Below are 19258 nucleotides of genomic sequence, written 5' to 3'. Positions count from 1 at the left end.
GCCAGGATGATGGGGCGGGGCGTCTCACCCCGCGTCTGCGCCGGGCGCGCGCAGGATCGTCAGATGCGTGTCGCCGTAGCGGCGGGTATCGAGCAGGGCGAAGCCGGCGGGCGGGGGCTGTTGCGCGTTGTCCTCCCAGACGATCGTGGCGCCGGGGGCGAGCCAGCCGCCGGCCACGGCCGAGGCGAGGGCGGTCGCGCCGAGGCCCTGCCCGTAGGGCGGATCGAGAAAGACGAGGTCGAATGGCGCGCCGCGCGCCTCGCCGAGGTCGGTCGCGTCGCGGCGGAAGACCCTGGTCTGCCCCTGTGCCCTCGCCCGCCCGATATTCTCGCGCAGGAGGGCGCGGGCGGTGGCGCCGTCGTCGACGAAGACCGCCTCGGCGGCGCCGCGCGACAGCGCCTCGAGGCCGAGCGCGCCGGTGCCGGCGAAGAGGTCGAGCACGCGGGCGCCCTCGACGCTCACGTCGTCGCGGGCGGCAAGCAGGTTGAACAGGCTCTCGCGCACGCGGTCGGGGGTCGGGCGCAGGTGCGCAAGCGGGTCTCCCGGCCCGAGCACGGCGAGCTGCAGCCCGCGATTGCGCCCCGCCACGATCCGCATCAGCGCAGCAGCGCCTTGAGGTCGGTCTCGGGGTCGGCCACCGCCGCGGGGTCGGGCGAGCGGCCCGCCTCGATCAGGCGCTTGCCGACCATGTAGGCGCGCGGATCGCCCAGCGCGTCGACGGCGAGCAGCCGGTCGCCCGCGTAGTACCAGTGAGAGGTTCCGGGGCGGACGACCACGCGGTCGTAACCGGTATTCAGCCCCGCGATCTGCAGCTTGAGGTCGTACTGGTCGGACCAGAACCAGGGCTTGGGGTCGTAATCCCTTTCGGCACCGGCAATGTTGTCGGCCACCGTCTCGGCCTGGTCGATGGCGTTCTGCACGCTTTCCAGCCGGATGCGGGCCCCGCGATACGGCAGCGAGGCGCAGTCGCCCGCCGCCCAGACATGCGGGGCCGAGGTGCGGCCGCGGGCATCCACCCGGATGCCGTTCTCCAGCGCGATGCCGGCGGCCTCGGCGAGCGCGGTGCAGGGGGTGATCCCGATGCCCACGATCACGAGGTCGGCGGGCAGTTCGGTGCCATCGTCCAGCACCGCGCCGGTCACGCGGCCCTCGCCGGTCAGCCGCGCCAGCCCGACTCCCTCGCGGATCGTCACGCCCTTGTCCTCGTGAACCTTGCGGATGAAGTCGGAGGTCTCGGGCGCCGCGACCCGCTGCAGGATGCGCGGCGCGGCCTCGACCACCGTCACGTCGAGGCCGAGGGCCGAGGCGACCGCTGCCGCCTCGAGCCCGATGTAGCCGCCGCCGATCACCACGGCGCGCCTGCCCGTCGCCATCTCGGGCGCCATCCGGTCGATGTCGCGAAGGCCCCGCACGACGTGCACGCCGCCGAGGTCGCCGCCGATCCCCGGCGGCAGGCGGCGCGGGACAGCGCCGGTGGTGAGCACCAGCTCGTCATAGGCCAGGGCATGGCCCCCGGCGATCACCGTGCGGTCGGCGAGGTCGATCGCGTCGACGCGGGTGTCGAGCCGCAGCTCGATCCCGTTCTCGCGATACCACGCCTCGGGGCGCAGAAAGAGCCGCTCGAGCGCCATCTCGCCCTTGAGATACGCCTTGGACAGCGGCGGGCGCTGGTAGGGCGGCGCGTGCTCTTCCCCGATCAGGGTGATCGGGCGCTTCTCGCCCGAGGCGCGCAGCCGCGCCACCAGCGACGCGCCCGCCTGGCCCGCACCCACGACGACGATTCCCGTCATGCCCCGCTCCCTCATCCGCAGCCCCGGCTCTGGCACCGAACGGCGCACGACCCTATAACGGCGGCCGGGAAACGCAACGCGAGAAGGACGCCGACATGACCGTGACGACTGGAGATACCCTGCCCGACGCCACGCTGACCGCGATGGGAGAGGGCGGGCCCGAGCCCGTTTCGCTCGCCGACAAGGTGAAGGGGCGCAAGGTGGTGATCTTCGCCGTGCCGGGCGCCTTCACCGGCACGTGCACCGAGGCCCACGTGCCGAGCTTCGTGCGCACGAAGGACGGCTTCGCCGAGAAGGGCGTCGACGAGATCATCTGCGTGTCGGTCAACGACCCGTTCGTCATGCAGGCCTGGGGCGAGCAGACCGGCGCCACCGCGGCCGGCATCACCATGCTGGGCGACGCCGACGCCTCGTTCACCAAGGCGATGGGGATGGATTTCTCGGCCCCGCCCGTGGGCCTGATCGACCGGTCGAAGCGCTACGCGATGATCGTCGAGGACGGCGTCGTCAAGGCGATGGGCGTCGAGGAGAACCCCGGCGTGTGCGAGGCCTCTGCCGGAGAAGCCCTGCTCGAGCAGGCCTGAGCCCGCCGCGCCGCGGGCGCCTGGCGCCCACGGTGGCGAAGTTTGACGAGACAACAGGGGGCGGGCCGTGCGAGGCTCGCCCCCATGCTCGAGAAGAAGCCGTATCCGATCGAGGCCATCCATGTGCCGGTCAAGCGGGTGAAGACGCTCGATCCGGCGCGGGTCGAGGCGCTCGCCAACGACATGCTCGAGAACGGGCAGACGACGCCGATCCGGCTGCGGGCCGACGGGGACCGCTACGTGCTGGTCGAGGGGTATCACCGGCTCGAGGCGCTGCGCGCGCTGGGGGAAGAGACGGTGCTGGCCTACCTCGTTCGGGCGCGGCTGCACTGAGCGGCGCGCCAAGCCTCAGGCCGCGGCCTCGTAGCGCGTGAACACCTCCGTCGTGCCGTCGCGCCGGATCAGGTGCACGTCGTAGGCCTCGCGTCGGCTTTCGGGCCCCATGCCGGGCGAGCCGTAGGGCATGCCGGGCACCGCGAGGCCGACCGCGTCGGGCTGCTCGGCCAGCAGGCGACGGATGTCGCCGGGCGGCACGTGCCCCTCGATCACGTAACCCTCGACGAAGGCCGTATGGCACGAGGCCATGTCGGCCGGCACGCCTGCATCGGCCTTTGCCCGGAAGAGCGCCGTGCCGCGCGACGGCTCCGACGTCACCGCAAAGCCCTCGCGAGCGAGGATCTCCATCCACGCCGAGCAGCAGCCGCAATTCGGATCCTTCAGCACGTGGATCGGCGGGCCGCCCCGGGCGCGGGCGACATGCGGCAGGGCCGCGGTGGCGGCGACGCCGGCGACCCCGGCGAGAAAGCTGCGGCGCGCGATCATGGTCACGGGCATGGACCGGTCTCCTGTCAGATGTGCAACAGGTCGTCAGCTGGGCCTTACCGCAGGGGGAAGGTCAACACCCGCCGGCAGAGGATGGCGCGAGGTTCAGCCCGCGGCCTTGTCCATCGCGCGGGCCAGCTTGACGTCGAGCTCGGTCAGACCGCCTGCGTCGTGGGTCGACAGGGTCACGTCGACGGTCTTGTAGACGTTCGACCATTCGGGGTGGTGATCCATCTTTTCGGCCACCAGCGCGACCTGCGTCATCCAGCCGAACGCCTGCCGGAAATCCTTGAAGGTGAAGGTCTTGGCGATGGCGTCACGCCCGTCCACCTCGGCCCAGCCGGTGGCCTTGAGGGGGTCGAGCGCGCTGCGGTCGGTGAGCTTTTCGGGCATCAGTCGTGGTCCTCTCCCGTCTGCTTGAAGGGTCCGTATGAGGTGAGAATGTCGATCTCCTGGTCGACGGCGCGGGCTTCGGCGCGGAGGAACTCCTCGACCGCGGTGCGAAATCCGGGGTCGCCGATCCAGTGGAGCGAGTGGCAGGCGGTGGGCAGATAGCCGCGCGCCAGCTTGTGCTCGCCCTGCGCGCCGGCCTCGACCGTGGCCAGCCCCCGGGCGATGGCGAAGTCGATCGCCTGGTAGTAGCAGCACTCGAAGTGCAGGCAGGCGTGATCCTCGACGCAGCCCCAGTAGCGGCCGTAGAGCGCGTCGCGCCCGATGAAGTTGAGCGCGCCGGCCACCGGCCGCCCCGCCCGCTCGGCCACGACGAGCAGCGAATCGTCGCGCAGCGTCTCGTGAGCGATGTCGAAGAACGCGCGCGTCAGGTAGGGCGTGCCCCATTTGCGCGCGCCGGTATCCTGGTAGAAGCGCCAGAAGGCCTCCCAGTGGCGGGGCTCGATGGCGTCGCCCGTGAGCTGCCGGATCTCGCCGCCGAAGTCGTGCGCCGTCCGCCGCTCCTTGCGGATGTTCTTGCGCTTGCGGCTGGACAGGTCGGCGAGGAAGGCGTCGAAGCTCTCGTAGCCGCGGTTTTCCCAGTGGAACTGCTGGGTGCGGCGGTGCAGCAGGCCCATCTCGCGGCCCCGCTCGGCCTCTTCCGACGTGCAGAAGGTGACGTGGAAGGTGGTGATGCGGTTGTTCTCGGCCACCTGCAGCGCCCCCTCGACCAGCGCGGCGGTGCCCGCCTCTTCCCAGCCGGGTTTCACGAGGAAGCGCCGGCCGGTGGCGGGGGTGAAGGGCACGGCCGCCTGCAGCTTGGGGTAATACCGCCCGCCGGCCCGCTCGTAGGCGTGCGCCCAGGAGAAATCGAAGATGTATTCCCCCTGGCTGTGCGACTTGCCGTAGAGCGGCAGGGCGGCGACCGCCTCGCCCCCGGCGCGGGCGACCAGGTACATCGGCTGCCAGCCGGTGCCGCGCCCGACCGAGCCGGAGTCCTCCAGCGCAGAGAGGAAGCGGTGGGTCGTGAACGGGTCGTCCGGCGGCCCGCCATCCGCCGCCTCGGGGCAGGCGCAGGCATCCCACTCCGCCGCCGGGATGTCGGCGAGGCTGCGGTGCACCTGCACTTCGACGGCCATGTCGGGCTCGGGCTGGGCTGCCATCCTGTCGCTCCGTGAGGGACGCCCCATAGGTGGCCCCGCGGGAAAGCCGGTCAAGACAGCCTCGTCAAGACGGGTCGAACCCCTCGAAGGTGATCTGGTCGGCCACGCGAAGCGCCGCTGCAGCCTCGGCGGCCGAGCGGAGCGTCCAGCACAGAACGGGCAGGCCCTGCGCCTTCAGCTCCGCCACGCGGGGCATCCCGAGGTCGCGGTGCCCGTGGCTGACGAAGGCTGCGCCGACGCGCGCCACATCGCCCATCGCCGCAAGCTCGGCGCAGCGGTCCGGCGTCACGCCGGGCCAGTCCTCTGGCCGGAAGGCGCAGGTGACGAGGCCGCGGGGGGTGCCGGGCGCGGCCTCGGCCACGGCCGCCACGGCGTGCGGGTTGAAAGACATGAAGGCGAGCGGGCCTTCGTAGCCGCGGGCGGCCTCGGCGGCCGCACGTTCGAGGGCTCCGTCGGTCGGCCCCATCGTCCCCGACTGGTCCTTGATCTCGACCAGCAGCGGCACGCGGCCGGCAACGATCTCGAGCACCTCGGCGAAGGTGGGAATGCCCTCGTCGCCGCCCGTCAGGGGGATCGCGCCCAGCGCCCCGGCGCTGCGCTCCCGCACCGGGCCGGTCTCGGCCGTCAGGCGCGCGAGCCCGCCGTCGTGAAATACCATCGGCACCCGGTCGGCGGAGGGCTGCAGGTCGATCTCGATGCCCCAGCCGCCCGCCACCGCTGCCCGCACCGCCGCGCGGGAGTTCTCCGGGCGGCCGGGGCCGTGCAGGGCGCGGTGGGCGACCGGGCGGGCGAGGAAACCCCGGGGGAGGGGCGTCGACACGGTCATCGGACCTCGAAGATGCCCTCGATCTCGACCGCCACGCCCAGTGGCAGCGAGGCGGCCGAGACGGCCGAGCGCGCGTGCCGTCCGGCATCGCCCAGCGCCTCCACCAGGAAGTCGGAGGCCCCGTTGATGACCTTTGGCTGATCGGTGAAATCGACTGTCGAGTTGACGAACCCCGTGAGCTTGACCACCCGCACCAGCCGCTCGATGTCACCGCCGCACGCGGCCCTGACCTGCGCCAGCAGGGCGATGGCGCAGCGGCGCGCGGCCGCCGCCCCCTCGTCGACGCCCAGCGTCTCGCCCAGCTTGCCCGTGATGAGCGTGCCGTCCTCGCTCATGCTGATCTGCCCCGACACGTGCACCAGATCGCCGACCTGAACGAACGGCACGTAGTTGGCCGCAGGGGCCGGGGCATCGGGCAGGGTGACACCGATCTCGGATAGGCGGGTCTCGATGGGGCCGGGCATGGCGCTCCTCCTTCTGTGGGCTTCGCGCGCACCCTACGGCATTCGCGCCCCGATGGAACCGCCCGCGCCCGCCACCGGCAGGCGCGGTTGTCTCTCCCCTTCCGCGGCGCTACCATTCCGGCGCGCGGGCCGATCCGCGTGCGCTGCCCGCGGGTGCCCGTGATCCGTCATCGTTTGCGTCTTCCGGCGTCTCGACCGCCCGCCCGCGGCGGCTGACGCATGCCGAACCCCGTTTTCGCCTTCGCTGCCGCCCTCGCGCTCGGCCTGCCCGCCGGGGCCGAAGAATACGACGGCCGCTACCGCATCGTGCCAGGCGCCGATTGCGCCGCCCCCGAGGGCGATCCCGGCATCCTGCGCATCGAGGACGACGTGCTCTACGGCGCCGAGAGCGTCTGCCGCATGACAGACCCGGTCGACGTGCGCGACATGGACGCCACGCTCTACGACATGGTCTGCACGGGCGAGGGCATGGCCTGGCGCGAGCGGGCGATGCTCATGCACGGCGCCGAGGACGAGCTTGTCCTGGTATGGGACGGCTACGCCTTCGCCTACCCCGCCTGCCCCGAAGCGCCGATACGCCCCCGCCCCAGGCCGTCGCCGAGGCTGGCCGCCGAGTGAGCTCCCCTCTCGGAGGGCGACGCCCGCGCGCCGCCATCGGCGGCCGCGTCGCGTGCGGGCTGTCGGGAAATGGCGCATGGCGGGTGCGCACTCCGGGTTGGGCGAGGCTCTGCGCGCGCGCCGCGGAGGTCCGGCGAGAGGCGCGGTGCGTCAGTTCCCGAAAATGCCCTCGAGCACGCCGATCAGGCCGCGCCGCTCCTGCGGCTGCGGCACCGGCTGGGGCGCGGGCTGGCGCAAGCCGGGCGGAGAGGTCTGCGGGGCGGGCTGCGCCTCGACGACCGCGCGCGGCGGCTCTGGCACCCGCATGGGCAGCGGGCGGATCTCGTCGCCCTCGTGGATGCGCAGCATCGCCTCGCGCCAGATCTCGGCCGGCAGCGTGCCGCCGGTGACGCCCGACAGCGGCGTGTTGTCGTCATACCCCATCCACACGCCCATGACGTAATCGGCCGTGAACCCGACGAACCACGCATCGCGCGCGGCCTGCGTCGTGCCCGTCTTGCCCGCCGCGGGCCGATCGCCCAGCCGGGCGCGCTGGCCCGTGCCGCCCTCGACCACGCGGGAGAGCATGTAAACGAGCTTTCCGGCTGCCTCTTCCGAGATCACCCGCTTGCCGTAGCCGCCGCCACGGCCCATCAGAGGCTCGGTCTCGCCCTGAAGGCGCAGCTCCTCCAGACCGTAGGGCAGCACAGCCCGACCGCCGTTGAGGAATCCCGCGAAGGCGCCCGTCATCTCGACCAGCGTCGACTCGCTGACGCCGAGCGCGAGCGCCGGGCCGTCGGCAAGGCTGCTCTCGATGCCGAAATCCTCGGCGACCTTCTGCACGATGTCGCGGCCGACGAACTCGGAGATCTTGACCGCGGGGATGTTGAGCGACCGCGCGAGGGCCTCGGTCAGCGTCACGCGGCCCGCGAAGTCGCGGCTGTAGTTCTTGGGGCAGTACTGCCCCGAGCCGGGCACGTCGATGCAGTAGGGCTCGTCGACCACCGTGTCGTTGGGGCTGTAGCCCAGATCCATCGCCGCGGCGTAGATGAACGGCTTGAAGGAACTGCCGGTCTGCCGCCTGGCCTGAGCCGCACGGTTGAAGCCGCCCGAGACGGTCGTGTCGCGCCCGCCGACCATCGCCCGCACGGCACCGTCGGCCGACATCACCACGATCGCCGCCTCGGCCCGGGAACCGTCGCGCACCTTCTCCTGGAAGATCAGGCGCATCGCCTCTTCCGCGGCGGCCTGGATCTCGGGGTCGAACGTGGTGCGCAGCAGCACGTCCTCGGTCGTGTCACGGGTGAGAAAGCTCGGCCCCGTGCCCATCACCCAGTCGGCGAAGTAGCCGCCGACCGTCTGCTCGGCATTTTCGGCAAGCGTCGCGGGGTCGGCCTGCGCGGCGGTATACTCGGCATCCGTCAGGTAGCCCTGCTCGTGCATCAGGCGCAGCACGGTGGCCGCCCGGCGCTGCGACCGCTCGAGATCGTTGGTGGGCGCATAGCGCGACGGCGCCACCAGAAGCCCCGCCAGCATGGCCGACTGCGCCGGGCTGAGGCCTGCTGCGGGAATGCCGAAATACCGCTGCGCCGCCGCCTCGAAGCCGCGTGCCGAAGCGCCGAGATAGGCGCGATTGAGGTAGATCGTCAGGATCTCGTCCTTGGTGTATTTCAGCTCCATCGCCAGTGCGTAGAGCGCCTCGCGCCCCTTGCGGCCCAGCGTGGTGCGGCGGCAATCGGCTTCGTAGTCGGCCTCGCTCTCCCAGAGGTCGGGGTCGTAGGGGACGCCGAGGCACAGCAGTTTCGCCGCCTGCTGCGTGAGCGTCGAGCCGCCGTGCCCCGAGAGCGGGCCGCGCCCCTCGCTCAGGTTGATGCGGATGGCCGAGGCGATGCCCTGCGGGTCGATGCCGGGATGCCAGTAGAACCGCCTGTCCTCGGTGGCGATAACCGCGTTCTTGAGGTGCCGCGAGACCTGGTCGACCGACACGATGCGGTCGAACTGCTCGCCCCGCCACGCGAAGACCTGCCCGTCGCGATCATGGAGCGTGACCGAGCCGCGCGTGCGGCCGTCGATCAGCTCGCCTGCCGGCGGAAGCTGGTTGTAGAAGTAGAGCACCCCCCCGCCGACCAGCACCGCGGCCACGAGGCCGACGCGCCAGACCAGCCCCACCGCGGCGCGGATCACCGCGCCGATGGCGGCCGCCACCCAGCCGATCGGGCCCCGGCGCTGCCGCGGCGCCGCCTTGCGGGCGCGCCGGCGCGGCTTCGGCGGCGCCTTGGCGCCCGAGCGCCCCGACCCCGACCCTGACCCGCTGCCCGAGCCACCGCGCCCCCTGCCCGTAGACGGGTAGCGCTTGTCTGCCTTCAGGACCGGCCGCTTTCCCCGGTTGGACGCCATCTCTGCCCCGCTTCCTGCCTCTGTCCGGCCGGCCCCTCCGGCCCCGGACCCTGCTGACTCGGGCTTCGCCCCGTTTTTTCGCTTGATAGCCGCTCGGGCGCGTCTTGGGGAGGCCTGCGACCCCTGCGCGCGCTTTCGTGCTTGCCCATTTTTTAGTCACCGCATTCGCTTTGTGCAAAAATTGTGCAAACTTCCCGGTCCGAGCCTGTCGTCGCCCCGTCACATTGCTTGAGGCGCCCAATCCTTTTGCGGCTCTGTCGGGTCCGTGAACCGGCCGGGTGCGCCCTGGCCCTATCGAAGGGGACCCACGTGAAACTCATCATTGCAGCAATCAAGCCGTTCAAGCTGGAGGAGGTGCGCGAGGCGCTCACCGCCATCGGCGTGCGCGGCATGATGGTGACGGAGATCAAGGGGTTCGGCTCGCAGTCCGGACACACCGAGATCTACCGGGGCGCCGAATACGCCGTGAACTTCGTGCCCAAGGTCAAGCTCGAGATCGCCGTGTCGGCCTCGATGGCCGACCAGGTCGTCGAGACGATCCAGAAGACCGCCAAGACCGACAAGATCGGCGACGGCAAGATCTTCGTGCTCGACATCCAGCAGGCGGTGCGCGTGCGGACCGGCGAACTCGACGAAGAAGCGCTCTGAGCGGCGGCAAAGAGAAAAAAGGGGAAGATTCACACATGAAACTCACCAAGTACGTTCCCGTCCTGGCCGCGGCCGCCGCGCTCGCGCTGCCCGGGGCGGCCCTCGCGCAGGAGGAGGCCGCGCCGGCCGTCTCCGACGAGGTGGTCTGGATCCTCAATTCGCTGCTGTTCCTGATCGGCGGCTTCCTCGTCTTCTTCATGGCCGCGGGCTTTGCCATGCTCGAGGGCGGCCTCGTGCGCTCCAAGAACGTCACCATGCAGATGACCAAGAACGTCGGCCTGTTTTCGCTGGCCGCGATCATGTACTGGCTCATCGGCTACAACCTGATGTATCCGCTCGGCGACTGGGCGATCGAGGGCTGGTTCTCGGGGCTGTTCCCGTCCTGGGGCGTGCTGGAGCCTGTCTACCTGAACGACGAGGGCCTCGCGGCGGCGGACGACGCCGGATATGCCTCGACAGGGTCGGACTTCATCTTCCAGCTGATGTTCTGCGCCGCGACGGCCTCCATCGTGTCGGGCGCGCTCGCCGAGCGGATCCGGCTCTGGCCGTTCCTGCTCTTCGTGATCGTGCTGACGGGCTTCATCTACCCGCTGACCGCGTCCTGGCAGTGGGGCGGCGGCTGGCTGTCCGAGGCGGGCTTCTCCGACTTCGCCGGCTCGACCGTCGTGCATGCCTGCGGTGCCGCTGCAGCGCTGGCCGGCGCGATCGTCCTGGGGCCCCGCATGGGCAAGTACAAGGATGGCAAGGTCAACCCGATGCCCGGCTCGAACCTCGCCCTCGCGACGCTCGGCATGTTCATCCTGTGGCTCGGCTGGTTCGGCTTCAACGGCGGCTCGCAGCTCGCCATGGGCTCGGCCGGCGACGTGGCCGACATCAGCCGGATCTTCTCCAACACCAACATGGCGGCCGCGTCCGGCGCCGTCTCGGCGCTGATCCTGACGCAGCTCGTCTACGGCAAGGCCGACCTGACCATGGTGCTCAACGGCGCGCTTGCCGGGCTCGTCTCGATCACGGCCGAGCCGCTCGCACCCACGCTGCTGCTGGCGCTCATCATCGGCGCGGTCGGCGGCGCGATCGTGGTCTTCACGGTTCCTCTGCTGGACAAGATGAAGATCGACGACGTGGTCGGCGCGATCCCGGTGCATGGCTTCGCCGGCATCTGGGGCACGTTCGCGGTGGTTCTCACCGGCGGCTACCATGGCGAGGCGGCGCTGGGCACGCAGGTGCTCGGGATGGTCGCGATCATCGGCACGACCTTCGTGCTCTCGCTGATCGTGTGGTTCATCCTCAAGGCTGTGGTGGGCATCCGCGTCGACGAGGAGAGCGAGGTGAACGGCCTCGACGTCTCCGAGCTCGGCATGGAGGCCTACCCCGACTTCTCCAAGGGCTGACCCCTCCCTTCCGTCAGCCACACTCCGGCCCCGGGCGCATGTCGCCCGGGGCCTTTTTCATGCCCGACGGCACGGCGCCTGTCGCCCCTCGCAACGACCGGGGCGAAGTGCTACCTCCCGCCCATGGCAGACCTCCCCACCAAGGCGCAGATCCTCGACTGGATCGCCGAAAACCCCGGCCAGACCGCCAAGCGCGACATCGCCCGCGCCTTCGGCGTCAAGGGCTCGGCGCGGATCGACCTCAAGCGGATGCTCCGCGAGCTGGAGGACGACGGCCACCTCGACAAGCGCAAGGGCCAGTATCGCGACCCGGAGAAGCTGCCGCCCGTCACCGTCTGCCAGATCGGCGCCCCCGACGACGACGGCGACCTGACCGCGAAGCCGCTGGAATGGCACGGCGAGGGGCCCGAGCCGCGCATCCTGATGATCCCGCGCGAGGGCGAGCCGGCGCTGGGCGAGGGCGACCGGGTGCTCCTGCGCCTGCGCGAGGTCTCGGGCGAGGACCACCAGTACGAGGGCCGGCTGATCCGCAAGATCGGCACCGCGCCGCGCACGATCCTCGGCATCTATCGCGCCGGGGCAGAGGGTGGGCGGATCGTGCCGATCGACAAGGGCGCCGACCGCGAGTGGATGGTGCCCCCGGGCAATGCCGGCGGTGCGAAGGACGGCGAGCTGGTCGAGGCCGAGCAGGCCGGCCCCGGCGCCCGCATGGGCCTGCCGCGGGCGCGCGTGGTCGAGCGGCTGGGCGACCCGTCCGCGCCGAAATCGGTCTCTCTCATCGCGATCCATCAGCATGGCATCCCCGACGTCTTTCCCGACGCGGCGCTGGCCGAGGCCGACCGGATGAAGCCGGCGGGGCTGAAGGGCCGCGAAGATCTGCGCCACCTGCCGCTCGTCACCATCGACCCCGAGGACGCTCGCGACCACGACGACGCCGTCTATGCCCACCCCGACGACGCGCCGGACAATCCCGGCGGTCACGTCGTGTGGGTCGCCATCGCCGACGTCGCCCATTACGTCCGCTCCGGCAGCGCGCTCGACCGCGAGGCGCTGACGCGGGGCAACTCCACCTACTTTCCCGACCGGGTGGTGCCGATGCTGCCCGAGCGGCTGTCGGGCGACCTGTGCTCGCTGCACGAGGGCGTGCCGCGCGCCTGCCTCGCCGTGCGGATGCGGCTGGCCGAGAACGGCGCGCTGGTCGGCTCGACCTTCCACCGCGGCCTGATGCGCTCGGCCGCCTCGCTGACCTACGAACAGGTTCAGGCGGCCATCGACGGCCAGCCGGGCGACAAGGCCGGCCCGCTGGTGGAGGAGGTGCTCAAGCCGCTGCATGCCGCCTACCGCGCCGCCGCCTTCGCCCGCGAGAAGCGTCAGCCGCTCGATCTCGACCTGCCCGAGCGGCGGATCGTGCTGTCGGAGAAGGGCGAGGTGCTGTCGGTCGCCTTCCGCGAGCGGCTCGAGGCGCACCGCCTGATCGAGGAATTCATGATCCTCGCCAATGTCTGCGCCGGCGAGACGCTGGTGAAGAAGAATACTCCGCTCCTGTTCCGCGTGCACGAAGAGCCCGATGCCGACAAGCTCGACGCCCTGCGCGAGACGGCGCAGGCCAGCGGGCTCAAGCTCGCCAAGGGGCAGGTGCTGCAGACCCGCCACCTCAATCGCCTGCTCAACGAGGCGGCGGGGACGGATCTGGCGGAACTCGTCAACATGGCCACCCTGCGCGCGATGCAGCAGGCCTACTACGCACCGGAGAATTATGGCCATTTCGGGCTGGCGCTGCGCACCTACGCCCACTTCACCTCGCCGATCCGCCGCTATGCCGACCTGGTGGTGCACCGCGCGCTGATCCGCGCGCATGGCTGGGGCGACGACGGGCTGACCGATGGCGAGATCGACCGTCTCGAGAGCACCGCGCAGGCGATCTCGCAGACCGAGCGGCGCTCGATGCTGGCCGAGCGCGACACGACCGACCGCTACCTCGCCGCCTACCTGTCGGAGCGGGTCGGGCAGGAATTCGGGGGCCGTGTCTCCGGCATCGCCCGCTTCGGCCTGTTCGTGAAGCTCGACGAGACCGGCGCCGACGGCCTCGTGCCCATCCGCGCGCTGGGCAACGAGTATTTCCACCACGATCAGGACGAGAACACGCTGATGGGCGCCGATACGGGGCGCGTCATCTCGCTCGGCCAGCGGGTGCGCGTGCGGCTGGTCGAGGCGGTGCCGGTGACAGGGGGGCTGATGCTCGAGCCGCTCGAGATCGCGGGAGAAGAGGTCGAGGGCGGCGCCATGCCCGACGGCTTCCGCCGGGGGCCGCGCAAGGCGCGCGGCAAGGGCAAGCCGCCGGGCAAGGGCGGGGGCGGCGCCAGGCCCGCGCAAAAAGGCAAGGCCGGCAAGGGGGCCAAGCCCGCCGGCAAGGCGCCGGCGAAGGGTGCCCGGAAGGTCACGCGGCGCCGCAAGTAGCGCCCTCCCCGCGCGGGGCGCTTGTCGCGACGCCGATGCCGGATCGCGGAGAGATTGCCCTCGGACGTGCCCGGGGCTAAGCCGATCGCATGACCGATCCCGTCCGCCTCACCGCCGAACTGATCCGATGCCCCTCCGTCACGCCCTCGGAGGGCGGCGCGCTGCACCTGCTGGAGGGGGTGCTGAGCGACGCGGGCTTTTCCTGCACCCGCGTCGACCGGGGCCATGTCTGCAACCTCTTCGCCCGCTGGGGCGAGAGGGGCGCGGCCCGCACCTTCGGCTTCAATGGCCATACTGACGTGGTGCCGGTGGGCGACGCGCAGGCCTGGACGGCCGACCCCTTCGGCGGCACGCAGAAGGGCGGGCAGCTCTGGGGCCGCGGCGCCACCGACATGAAGTCGGGCGTGGCCGCCTTCGTCTCGGCCGCCTGCGGCTTCGTGCGGGCCACGCCGCCCGACGGCGCCGTGATCCTCGCCATCACCGGCGACGAGGAGGGCGACGCCGTCGACGGCACCGCGGCGCTCCTCGACTGGATGGAGCACGAGGGCGAGCGGATGGACGTGTGCCTGGTGGGCGAGCCCACCTGCCGCGACGAGATGGGCGACACGATCAAGATCGGGCGCCGCGGCTCGCTCTCGGCCTGGATCGAGGCGACGGGCGTGCAGGGCCATTCCGCCTATCCCCACCGCGCGAAGAATCCCGTCACCGCCATCGCCGCGCTGTGCCACCGCCTCGCCTCGGCCGAGCTCGACCGCGGAACCGAGCACTTCGACCCCACGACGCTGGCGCTCACCTCGATAGACACCGGCAACGCGGCGACCAACGTCATCCCCGCCACGTCGCGCGCCATCGTGAACGTGAGGTTCAACGATACCCATACCGGGGCCTCGCTGACCGAGTGGCTGCGCGCCGAGGCGGCGCAGGTGGCTGCCGAGACGGGGGTGGAGATCGACATGCGCGTGAAGGTCTCGGGCGAGGCGTTCCTGACGCCCCCCGGCGCATTGTCCGATCTCGTGGCGCGCGCGGTCGAGGCCGAGACAGGCCGCCGGCCCGACCTGTCGACCACGGGCGGCACGTCGGACGCGCGCTTCGTCAAGGACCACTGCCCGGTGGTGGAGTTCGGGCTGGTGGGGCGCACCATGCACCAGGTCGACGAGCGGGTGGAGGTGGCCCAGATCCGCCAGCTCGAGGCGATCTACCGCCGCATCCTGGCCGATTACTTCGCATGATGTGGACCATCGCAGAGGCGGCGACCGAGGCCGACCGCGCCGCCTGCCTCGCCCTGCGGATCGAGGTATTCTGCGGCGAGCAGGGCGTCACCCGCGAGGAAGAGATCGACGGGCTGGACGACGGCGCCCGCCACCTGCTGGCCACCGTCGCGGGCAGCCCCGGCGGCACCCTGCGCCTGCGCTTCCAGGGCGAAGCGGCGAAAGTCGAGCGCGTCTGCGTGGCCGGCGCCCATCGCGGCACCGGCCTCGGCGCGGCGCTGATGCGAGAGGCCCTGCGGCTGGCCGCCGAGGCGGGCGCGACCGAGGCGCGGCTCGGCGCGCAGGTGGCGGTGATCCCCTTCTACGAGCGGCTCGGCTTTACCGCGCACGGGCCGGAATACCTCGACGCGCGGATCCCGCACCGCAACATGACGCGCCCGCTGCCCTGACGGCTCAGCCGAGCACGGCGGCGATGGCCCGCGCGGCGGGCGCGACGGTGGCGGGTGTCAGGCCGGCCACGTTGATGCGCCCGTCCTGCACGGCGTAGAGCGCGTGGTCCCCGCGCAGCCGGTCCATCTGGTCGGGCGTGGCGCCGAGCAGCGAGAAGAGGCCGCGCTGGTCGGCGAGGAAGCCGAAGCGGTCGGAGCCTGTCTCGGCCCGCAGCGCATCGGCCAGGGCGCGGCGCATCCCGGCGATGCGGGCGCGCATGGCGGCGAGTTCCGCCTCCCACTCCACCCGCAACGCGGGATCGGCGAGGATCATCGTCACCAGCCGCGCGCCATGGTCGGGCGGAAAGGCGTAGGCCTGACGGTTGAGCCCGGCCAGGCGGGCGGCAACCCGGTCGCGCGCCGGCGGATCGCCCGTCACCGCCAACACCGCGCCCACCCGGTCGCGGTAGAGGCCGAAGGTCTTGGAGCCCGACACGCACAGCAGCAGCTCCGGCACCGCGGCGGCGAGCGACCGCAGCCCCGCCACGTCGGCCTCCACTCCGTCGCCAAAGCCCTGGTAGGCGAGATCGACCATGGGCAGGAGGCCCCGCGCGGCACAGTCCCGTGCCGCCCTTGCCCAGTCTCCGGGGGCGAGATCGACGCCGGTGGGGTTGTGGCAGCAGCCGTGCAGCAGCACCACGTCGCCCGGACGCGCCTGCGCGAGGTCGGCGTGCATCCCCTCGCGGTCGAGCGCGCCGGTCTCTGCGTCGAGATACCGGTAGGCGCGGAAGGGCTGGCCGATCGCGGCAAGGATCGAGACATGGTTGGGCCATGTCGGCGCGCTCACCCATACGGTCGCGCCGGGCGCCGTCATCCGCACGAGGTCAAGCGCCTGCCGCACCGCACCCGTGCCGCCCGGCGTGGCGGCGGCGGCGACGCGCCTGCCCTCCACCGCGTCGCCCAGCGTGAGCCCGCGCACCGCGTCGAGAAAGGCCGGGTCGCCCGCAAGCGCAACGTAGCCCTTGCTCTGCTCCTCCTCCCACAGGCGCCGCTCGGCAGCCTTGACCGCGCGCATCACCGGCGTCTCGCCCGCCTCGGTGCGGTAGACCCCCACGCCGAGGTCGATCTTTTCGGGGCGCGGATCGTCGGCGAAGGCCCGCATCAACCGCAGGATGGCGTCGGGCTCCGGCGCCGTTACCCTTTCGAGCACCATCGCGCCGCTCAGTCGGGCACGCGCGATGAATCCAGCGGGCGGGTCAGCACGCGGGTATGCTCGCTGCGCCCCACCGGCTCGAAGCCGGCCCGCTGGTAGAGGCCGAGGGCGCGGGGGTGGTCGAGCGTGCAGGTGTTGACGGTCATCTTCCGCGTGCCGGGCAGGTCCCACCCCGTGTGCACCGCGCTCTCGAGCAGGAAGAGCCCCAGCCCCGTGCCCACCGCCTGCGGAACCAGCCCGAAATACGACAGGTCGCAGACGCCCTCGCGCCGCGCGTCGAGCAGGAAGAAGCCGTGCGGCCAGCCGTCGCGCATGAGCGTGTAGAGATAGGTCTGCCCGTCGGAGAGCCAGGCGGCGAGCGACGCCTCGTCATGCTCGTGCATGTCCTCCCACGCATAGTCGCGCCCCACGGCGTCGTAGAGGCAGAGGAAGAACCACGGCGGCGGGTTCTCGGCCTTGAGCAGGGCGGCGGGCTTGCCCGCCGGCGCGGCCGGGTAGGGATAGGCGGGGCGCTCCGTCATCTCGAGCCAGGTGACGGTATAGCGCAGTTCGGTTCCGGCGGGCGTGACGGTCATGCCGTCTCCGGGCGGCCGGTGGCGACGGCGAGATCGGGGAAGCGGCCCCATTCCGCCCATGACCCGTCGTAAAGCGCGTTGCCCTCGTGGCCCAGGCGGGCGAGCGCGAGATTCACGATCGCCGCCGTCACACCCGAGCCGCAGGTGGTGATGACGGGCTTGCCGAGATCGACCCCCGCCGCATTGAAGGCGGCGCGCAGGCCGGCCGCGTCCTTCATCGTGCCATCCTCGTTCAGAAGCTGCCGGTAATGCAGGTTCGTCGAGCCGGGAATGTGCCCCGACCGAAGGCCCGCGCGCGGCTCCGGCTCCTCGCCGGCAAACCGCCCCGGCGACCGGGCGTCGACGATCTGCCAGTCGCGCAGCTTGGCGGCCTGCGCGACCTGCGTGACATCCTTCACCAGGTGGGCCTGCCGCTGCGCCGTCATGTGCCGGTCGCGAGCGAGCGGCGGCAAATCCTCCACCGGGCGCCCCTCCGCCTGCCACTTGGGGAAGCCGCCGTCGAGCACGGCGATGTCGGGCTTGCCCATCAGCCGGAAGAGCCACCAGACGCGCGCGGCCGAAAACAGCCCGGCGCCATCGTAGACGACCACTTGGTGCCCGTCGCCCACGCCCATCGCGCGGCAGCGGCTCATGAACTTCTCGGGAGGCGGCGCCATGTGCGGCAGCTCCGACCGCGAATCCGACACCTCGTCGATGTCGAAGAACCGCGCCCCGGGGATGTGCGCCGCCTCGTACTCCGCCCGCGCGTCGCGGTCGGTGCCCGGCAGGTAGAGCGAGGCGTCGAGGACCCTCAGATCGGGGTCGGAGAGGTGGGCGGCGAGCCAGTCCGTGCTGACCAGCGTGCGGGGGTCGTCCTGCATGGGCGCGTCGTCCCTCGTTGGCTCGGATCGTCCGGACTGCTTAAATCGCGCGCGGCGGGGTGGCAAGCGAGGCGCGCCGCGCGATCAGTCGCGCTCGGCCACGATGAGGCGCTGGGCGCGACGCGCCGGGTAGTCGCCCGTCTCGACGATGCGAAAGCCGGCGCCCGCGATGGCGCGCTCGAGACCCCGGGCGCTCACGAATGTCAGCGGTGGCGCGAGGCTGACCAGCCGCAGCGCCGGCACGAGCAGGCGTATCCAGAGGGCAAGGTCGCTGAAGCACGGCGTCTTCGAGATCAGCCGCCCGCCGGGGCGCAGCCCCGCGTGGATGGCCCGCAGCGCGCCCGGCAGGTCGTCGAGCAGGTGCAACGCGTTGAAGGCCAGCACCGCATCCCACGGACCGCCCCCGTCCGGCACCCCCTCGGCGACGGCGAAGGAGAGCTGCGGCAGCGCCTGCGCCTCGGGTTTTCCTTGCGCGATTCCGATCATGCGGGGCGAGAGGTCGGTGGCGTGGTAGGTGGCGACCGATGGCGCGAGCAGGAGTGCGGTGGCGCCGGTGCCGCAACCGATCTCGAGCGCGCGGTCGTCGGAGCGCAGATGCGCGCGCACCCGCTCCAGCGTCGCCTCGTAGGCGGCGGGGTCGTCGATGGGCCGTTTCGCGTAGCGGTCGGCGACACGGTCCCAGAATCGGGCATCGGCCATGCGAGAGATCTCCGGTCTCGGTTGGCCGGACGGCCATGGCCGCGAGACGGGCGGCCGACCATCGCCCCCCGGCCTCGGCGACCGCCGCTCAGCCGTGCTCCTTCAGCAGCCGTTGCTTCTGGCGCTGCCAGTCGCGCTTGGCCTCGGTGGCGCGCTTGTCGGGCGCCTTCTTGCCCTTGGCGATGCCGATCTTCACCTTCGCGATGCCGCGGTGGTTGAAGTAGAGCACCAGCGGCACCAGCGTCATGCCCTTGCGCTGGGTGTCGGCCCACATCCGCGCGATTTCCCGCTTCGAGACGAGGAGCTTGCGGCGACGCCTGTCCTCGTGGCCGAACATGGCCTGCTCGTACGGCGCGATGTAGCTGTTGACGAGCCACAGCTCGCCATCCTTCACCTCGGCATAGCTCTCGGTGATCTGCGCCGTGTTGAGGCGGAGCGACTTCACCTCCGAGCCCTGCAGCACGATCCCGCACTCGATCTCCTCGTCGATGGCGTAGTCGTAGCGGGCGCGCCGGTTCTCGGCGATCACCTTGTAGTTCTTGTTGTCGTCGCGCTTGGCCATGGGGCGGCGATATAGGCGTCCGACCCGTCGCTGTGAAGCCACCGCGCGCGGGCCACGCAGGGGGCCGCCCCGGCGCCGCACCCGGCTGCCCGGTCGTGCAGATGCGTATTTGAGACAGAAAGAAGCCGAAAGGAACGGCCAGCGG

Annotated in this window: 21 protein-coding genes; 8 read left to right on the top strand and 13 right to left on the bottom strand. The window is 71.6% G+C overall.

Features of this window, described 5'->3' with window-relative positions; translation table 11 throughout:
• Positions 1 to 24: 24 nt before the first annotated feature.
• Complete coding sequence (gene rsmD, locus DLJ49_RS05025) at positions 25 to 597, bottom strand: 16S rRNA (guanine(966)-N(2))-methyltransferase RsmD (RefSeq protein WP_115392436.1); 573 nt, start codon at positions 595 to 597, stop codon at positions 25 to 27.
• Positions 597 to 1790 carry an NAD(P)/FAD-dependent oxidoreductase gene (locus DLJ49_RS05020; protein WP_115392435.1) on the bottom strand — a complete coding sequence of 398 codons (1194 nt, stop codon included), beginning with the start codon at positions 1788 to 1790 and terminating at the stop codon, positions 597 to 599. Before DLJ49_RS05020 ends, rsmD begins: the two co-directional genes overlap by 1 nt.
• 95 nt (positions 1791 to 1885) lie before the next feature.
• Between DLJ49_RS05020 and DLJ49_RS05015 the strand changes: the two genes are divergently transcribed.
• Both DLJ49_RS05015 and DLJ49_RS05010 read left to right on the top strand, forming a co-directional pair.
• Complete coding sequence (locus DLJ49_RS05015; RefSeq protein WP_115392434.1) at positions 1886 to 2374, top strand: peroxiredoxin; 489 nt, start codon at positions 1886 to 1888, stop codon at positions 2372 to 2374.
• A gap of 84 nt (positions 2375 to 2458) precedes the next feature.
• A complete protein-coding gene (locus DLJ49_RS05010; RefSeq protein WP_115392433.1) occupies positions 2459 to 2707 on the top strand; it encodes a ParB N-terminal domain-containing protein in 249 nt (82 codons plus the stop codon).
• Between the two features lie 15 nt (positions 2708 to 2722).
• Here the strand turns inward: DLJ49_RS05010 and DLJ49_RS05005 are convergent, their stop codons facing one another.
• From DLJ49_RS05005 to DLJ49_RS04985, 5 genes are all read right to left on the bottom strand, one after another.
• Complete coding sequence (locus tag DLJ49_RS05005) at positions 2723 to 3208, bottom strand: DUF411 domain-containing protein (RefSeq protein ID WP_233488748.1); 486 nt, start codon at positions 3206 to 3208, stop codon at positions 2723 to 2725.
• 93 nt (positions 3209 to 3301) lie between these two features.
• Positions 3302 to 3589 (bottom strand): 4a-hydroxytetrahydrobiopterin dehydratase, encoded by a 288-nt coding sequence (locus DLJ49_RS05000; protein WP_115392432.1) that lies wholly within the window; start codon positions 3587 to 3589, stop codon positions 3302 to 3304.
• Positions 3589 to 4788: a GNAT family N-acetyltransferase gene (locus DLJ49_RS04995; protein WP_115392431.1), complete on the bottom strand. Its 1200-nt coding sequence runs from the start codon at positions 4786 to 4788 to the stop codon at positions 3589 to 3591. The genes DLJ49_RS05000 and DLJ49_RS04995 overlap by 1 nt, the downstream gene beginning before the upstream one ends.
• A gap of 64 nt (positions 4789 to 4852) precedes the next feature.
• Complete coding sequence (locus tag DLJ49_RS04990; RefSeq protein WP_199533307.1) at positions 4853 to 5608, bottom strand: glycerophosphodiester phosphodiesterase family protein; 756 nt, start codon at positions 5606 to 5608, stop codon at positions 4853 to 4855.
• A 2-nt stretch (positions 5609 to 5610) separates the two neighbouring features.
• Positions 5611 to 6078 carry a RidA family protein gene (locus DLJ49_RS04985; protein ID WP_115392429.1) on the bottom strand — a complete coding sequence of 156 codons (468 nt, stop codon included), beginning with the start codon at positions 6076 to 6078 and terminating at the stop codon, positions 5611 to 5613.
• Between the two features lie 219 nt (positions 6079 to 6297).
• On the opposite strand from DLJ49_RS04985, the gene DLJ49_RS04980 reads away from it, so the two are divergent.
• Positions 6298 to 6696, top strand: a complete 399-nt coding sequence (locus DLJ49_RS04980) for a hypothetical protein (protein WP_115392428.1) — start codon at positions 6298 to 6300, stop codon at positions 6694 to 6696.
• Between the two features lie 150 nt (positions 6697 to 6846).
• Here DLJ49_RS04980 and DLJ49_RS04975 read toward each other — a convergent pair whose 3' ends face one another.
• Positions 6847 to 9072 (bottom strand): transglycosylase domain-containing protein, encoded by a 2226-nt coding sequence (locus DLJ49_RS04975; RefSeq protein ID WP_115392427.1) that lies wholly within the window; start codon positions 9070 to 9072, stop codon positions 6847 to 6849.
• 309 nt (positions 9073 to 9381) lie between these two features.
• Between DLJ49_RS04975 and DLJ49_RS04970 the strand changes: the two genes are divergently transcribed.
• The 5 genes from DLJ49_RS04970 to DLJ49_RS04950 all read left to right on the top strand — a co-directional run bounded on the left by DLJ49_RS04970 (position 9382) and on the right by DLJ49_RS04950 (position 15225).
• Positions 9382 to 9720 carry a P-II family nitrogen regulator gene (locus DLJ49_RS04970; RefSeq protein WP_115392426.1) on the top strand — a complete coding sequence of 113 codons (339 nt, stop codon included), beginning with the start codon at positions 9382 to 9384 and terminating at the stop codon, positions 9718 to 9720.
• 35 nt (positions 9721 to 9755) lie between these two features.
• Positions 9756 to 11111, top strand: a complete 1356-nt coding sequence (amt, locus tag DLJ49_RS04965) for an ammonium transporter (RefSeq protein WP_115392425.1) — start codon at positions 9756 to 9758, stop codon at positions 11109 to 11111.
• A gap of 123 nt (positions 11112 to 11234) precedes the next feature.
• Entirely contained in the window at positions 11235 to 13568 is a 2334-nt protein-coding gene (gene rnr / locus DLJ49_RS04960; RefSeq protein WP_115392424.1) for a ribonuclease R, read from the top strand.
• 89 nt (positions 13569 to 13657) lie between these two features.
• Complete coding sequence (gene dapE / locus DLJ49_RS04955) at positions 13658 to 14797, top strand: succinyl-diaminopimelate desuccinylase (protein WP_115392423.1); 1140 nt, start codon at positions 13658 to 13660, stop codon at positions 14795 to 14797.
• The gene (locus DLJ49_RS04950; protein WP_115392566.1) at positions 14797 to 15225 is read left to right on the top strand and encodes a GNAT family N-acetyltransferase; all 429 of its coding nucleotides are present in this window, start codon (positions 14797 to 14799) and stop codon (positions 15223 to 15225) included. Before dapE ends, DLJ49_RS04950 begins: the two co-directional genes overlap by 1 nt.
• 4 nt (positions 15226 to 15229) lie before the next feature.
• On the opposite strand, the gene DLJ49_RS04945 is transcribed toward DLJ49_RS04950, so the two are convergent.
• The 5 genes from DLJ49_RS04945 to smpB form a co-directional block, all read right to left on the bottom strand.
• A complete protein-coding gene (locus tag DLJ49_RS04945) occupies positions 15230 to 16417 on the bottom strand; it encodes an amino acid aminotransferase (protein ID WP_115392422.1) in 1188 nt (395 codons plus the stop codon).
• Between the two features lie 8 nt (positions 16418 to 16425).
• Positions 16426 to 16992 (bottom strand): GNAT family N-acetyltransferase, encoded by a 567-nt coding sequence (locus tag DLJ49_RS04940; protein WP_115392421.1) that lies wholly within the window; start codon positions 16990 to 16992, stop codon positions 16426 to 16428.
• A complete protein-coding gene (gene sseA / locus DLJ49_RS04935; protein ID WP_115392420.1) occupies positions 16989 to 17852 on the bottom strand; it encodes a 3-mercaptopyruvate sulfurtransferase in 864 nt (287 codons plus the stop codon). The genes DLJ49_RS04940 and sseA overlap by 4 nt, the downstream gene beginning before the upstream one ends.
• Positions 17853 to 17936: 84 nt before the next feature.
• Positions 17937 to 18551, bottom strand: a complete 615-nt coding sequence (locus DLJ49_RS04930; protein WP_115392419.1) for a class I SAM-dependent methyltransferase — start codon at positions 18549 to 18551, stop codon at positions 17937 to 17939.
• Positions 18552 to 18639: 88 nt separating this feature from the next.
• Positions 18640 to 19113 (bottom strand): SsrA-binding protein SmpB, encoded by a 474-nt coding sequence (gene smpB / locus DLJ49_RS04925; protein ID WP_115392418.1) that lies wholly within the window; start codon positions 19111 to 19113, stop codon positions 18640 to 18642.
• Positions 19114 to 19258: the final 145 nt, after the last annotated feature.

The organism is Rhodovulum sp. 12E13 (assembly GCF_003340565.1).
Lineage (GTDB): Bacteria > Pseudomonadota > Alphaproteobacteria > Rhodobacterales > Rhodobacteraceae > HLUCCA09.
Note: the sequence above shows the minus strand (reverse complement) of the source record. Positions and strands in the feature narration are given on the sequence as shown.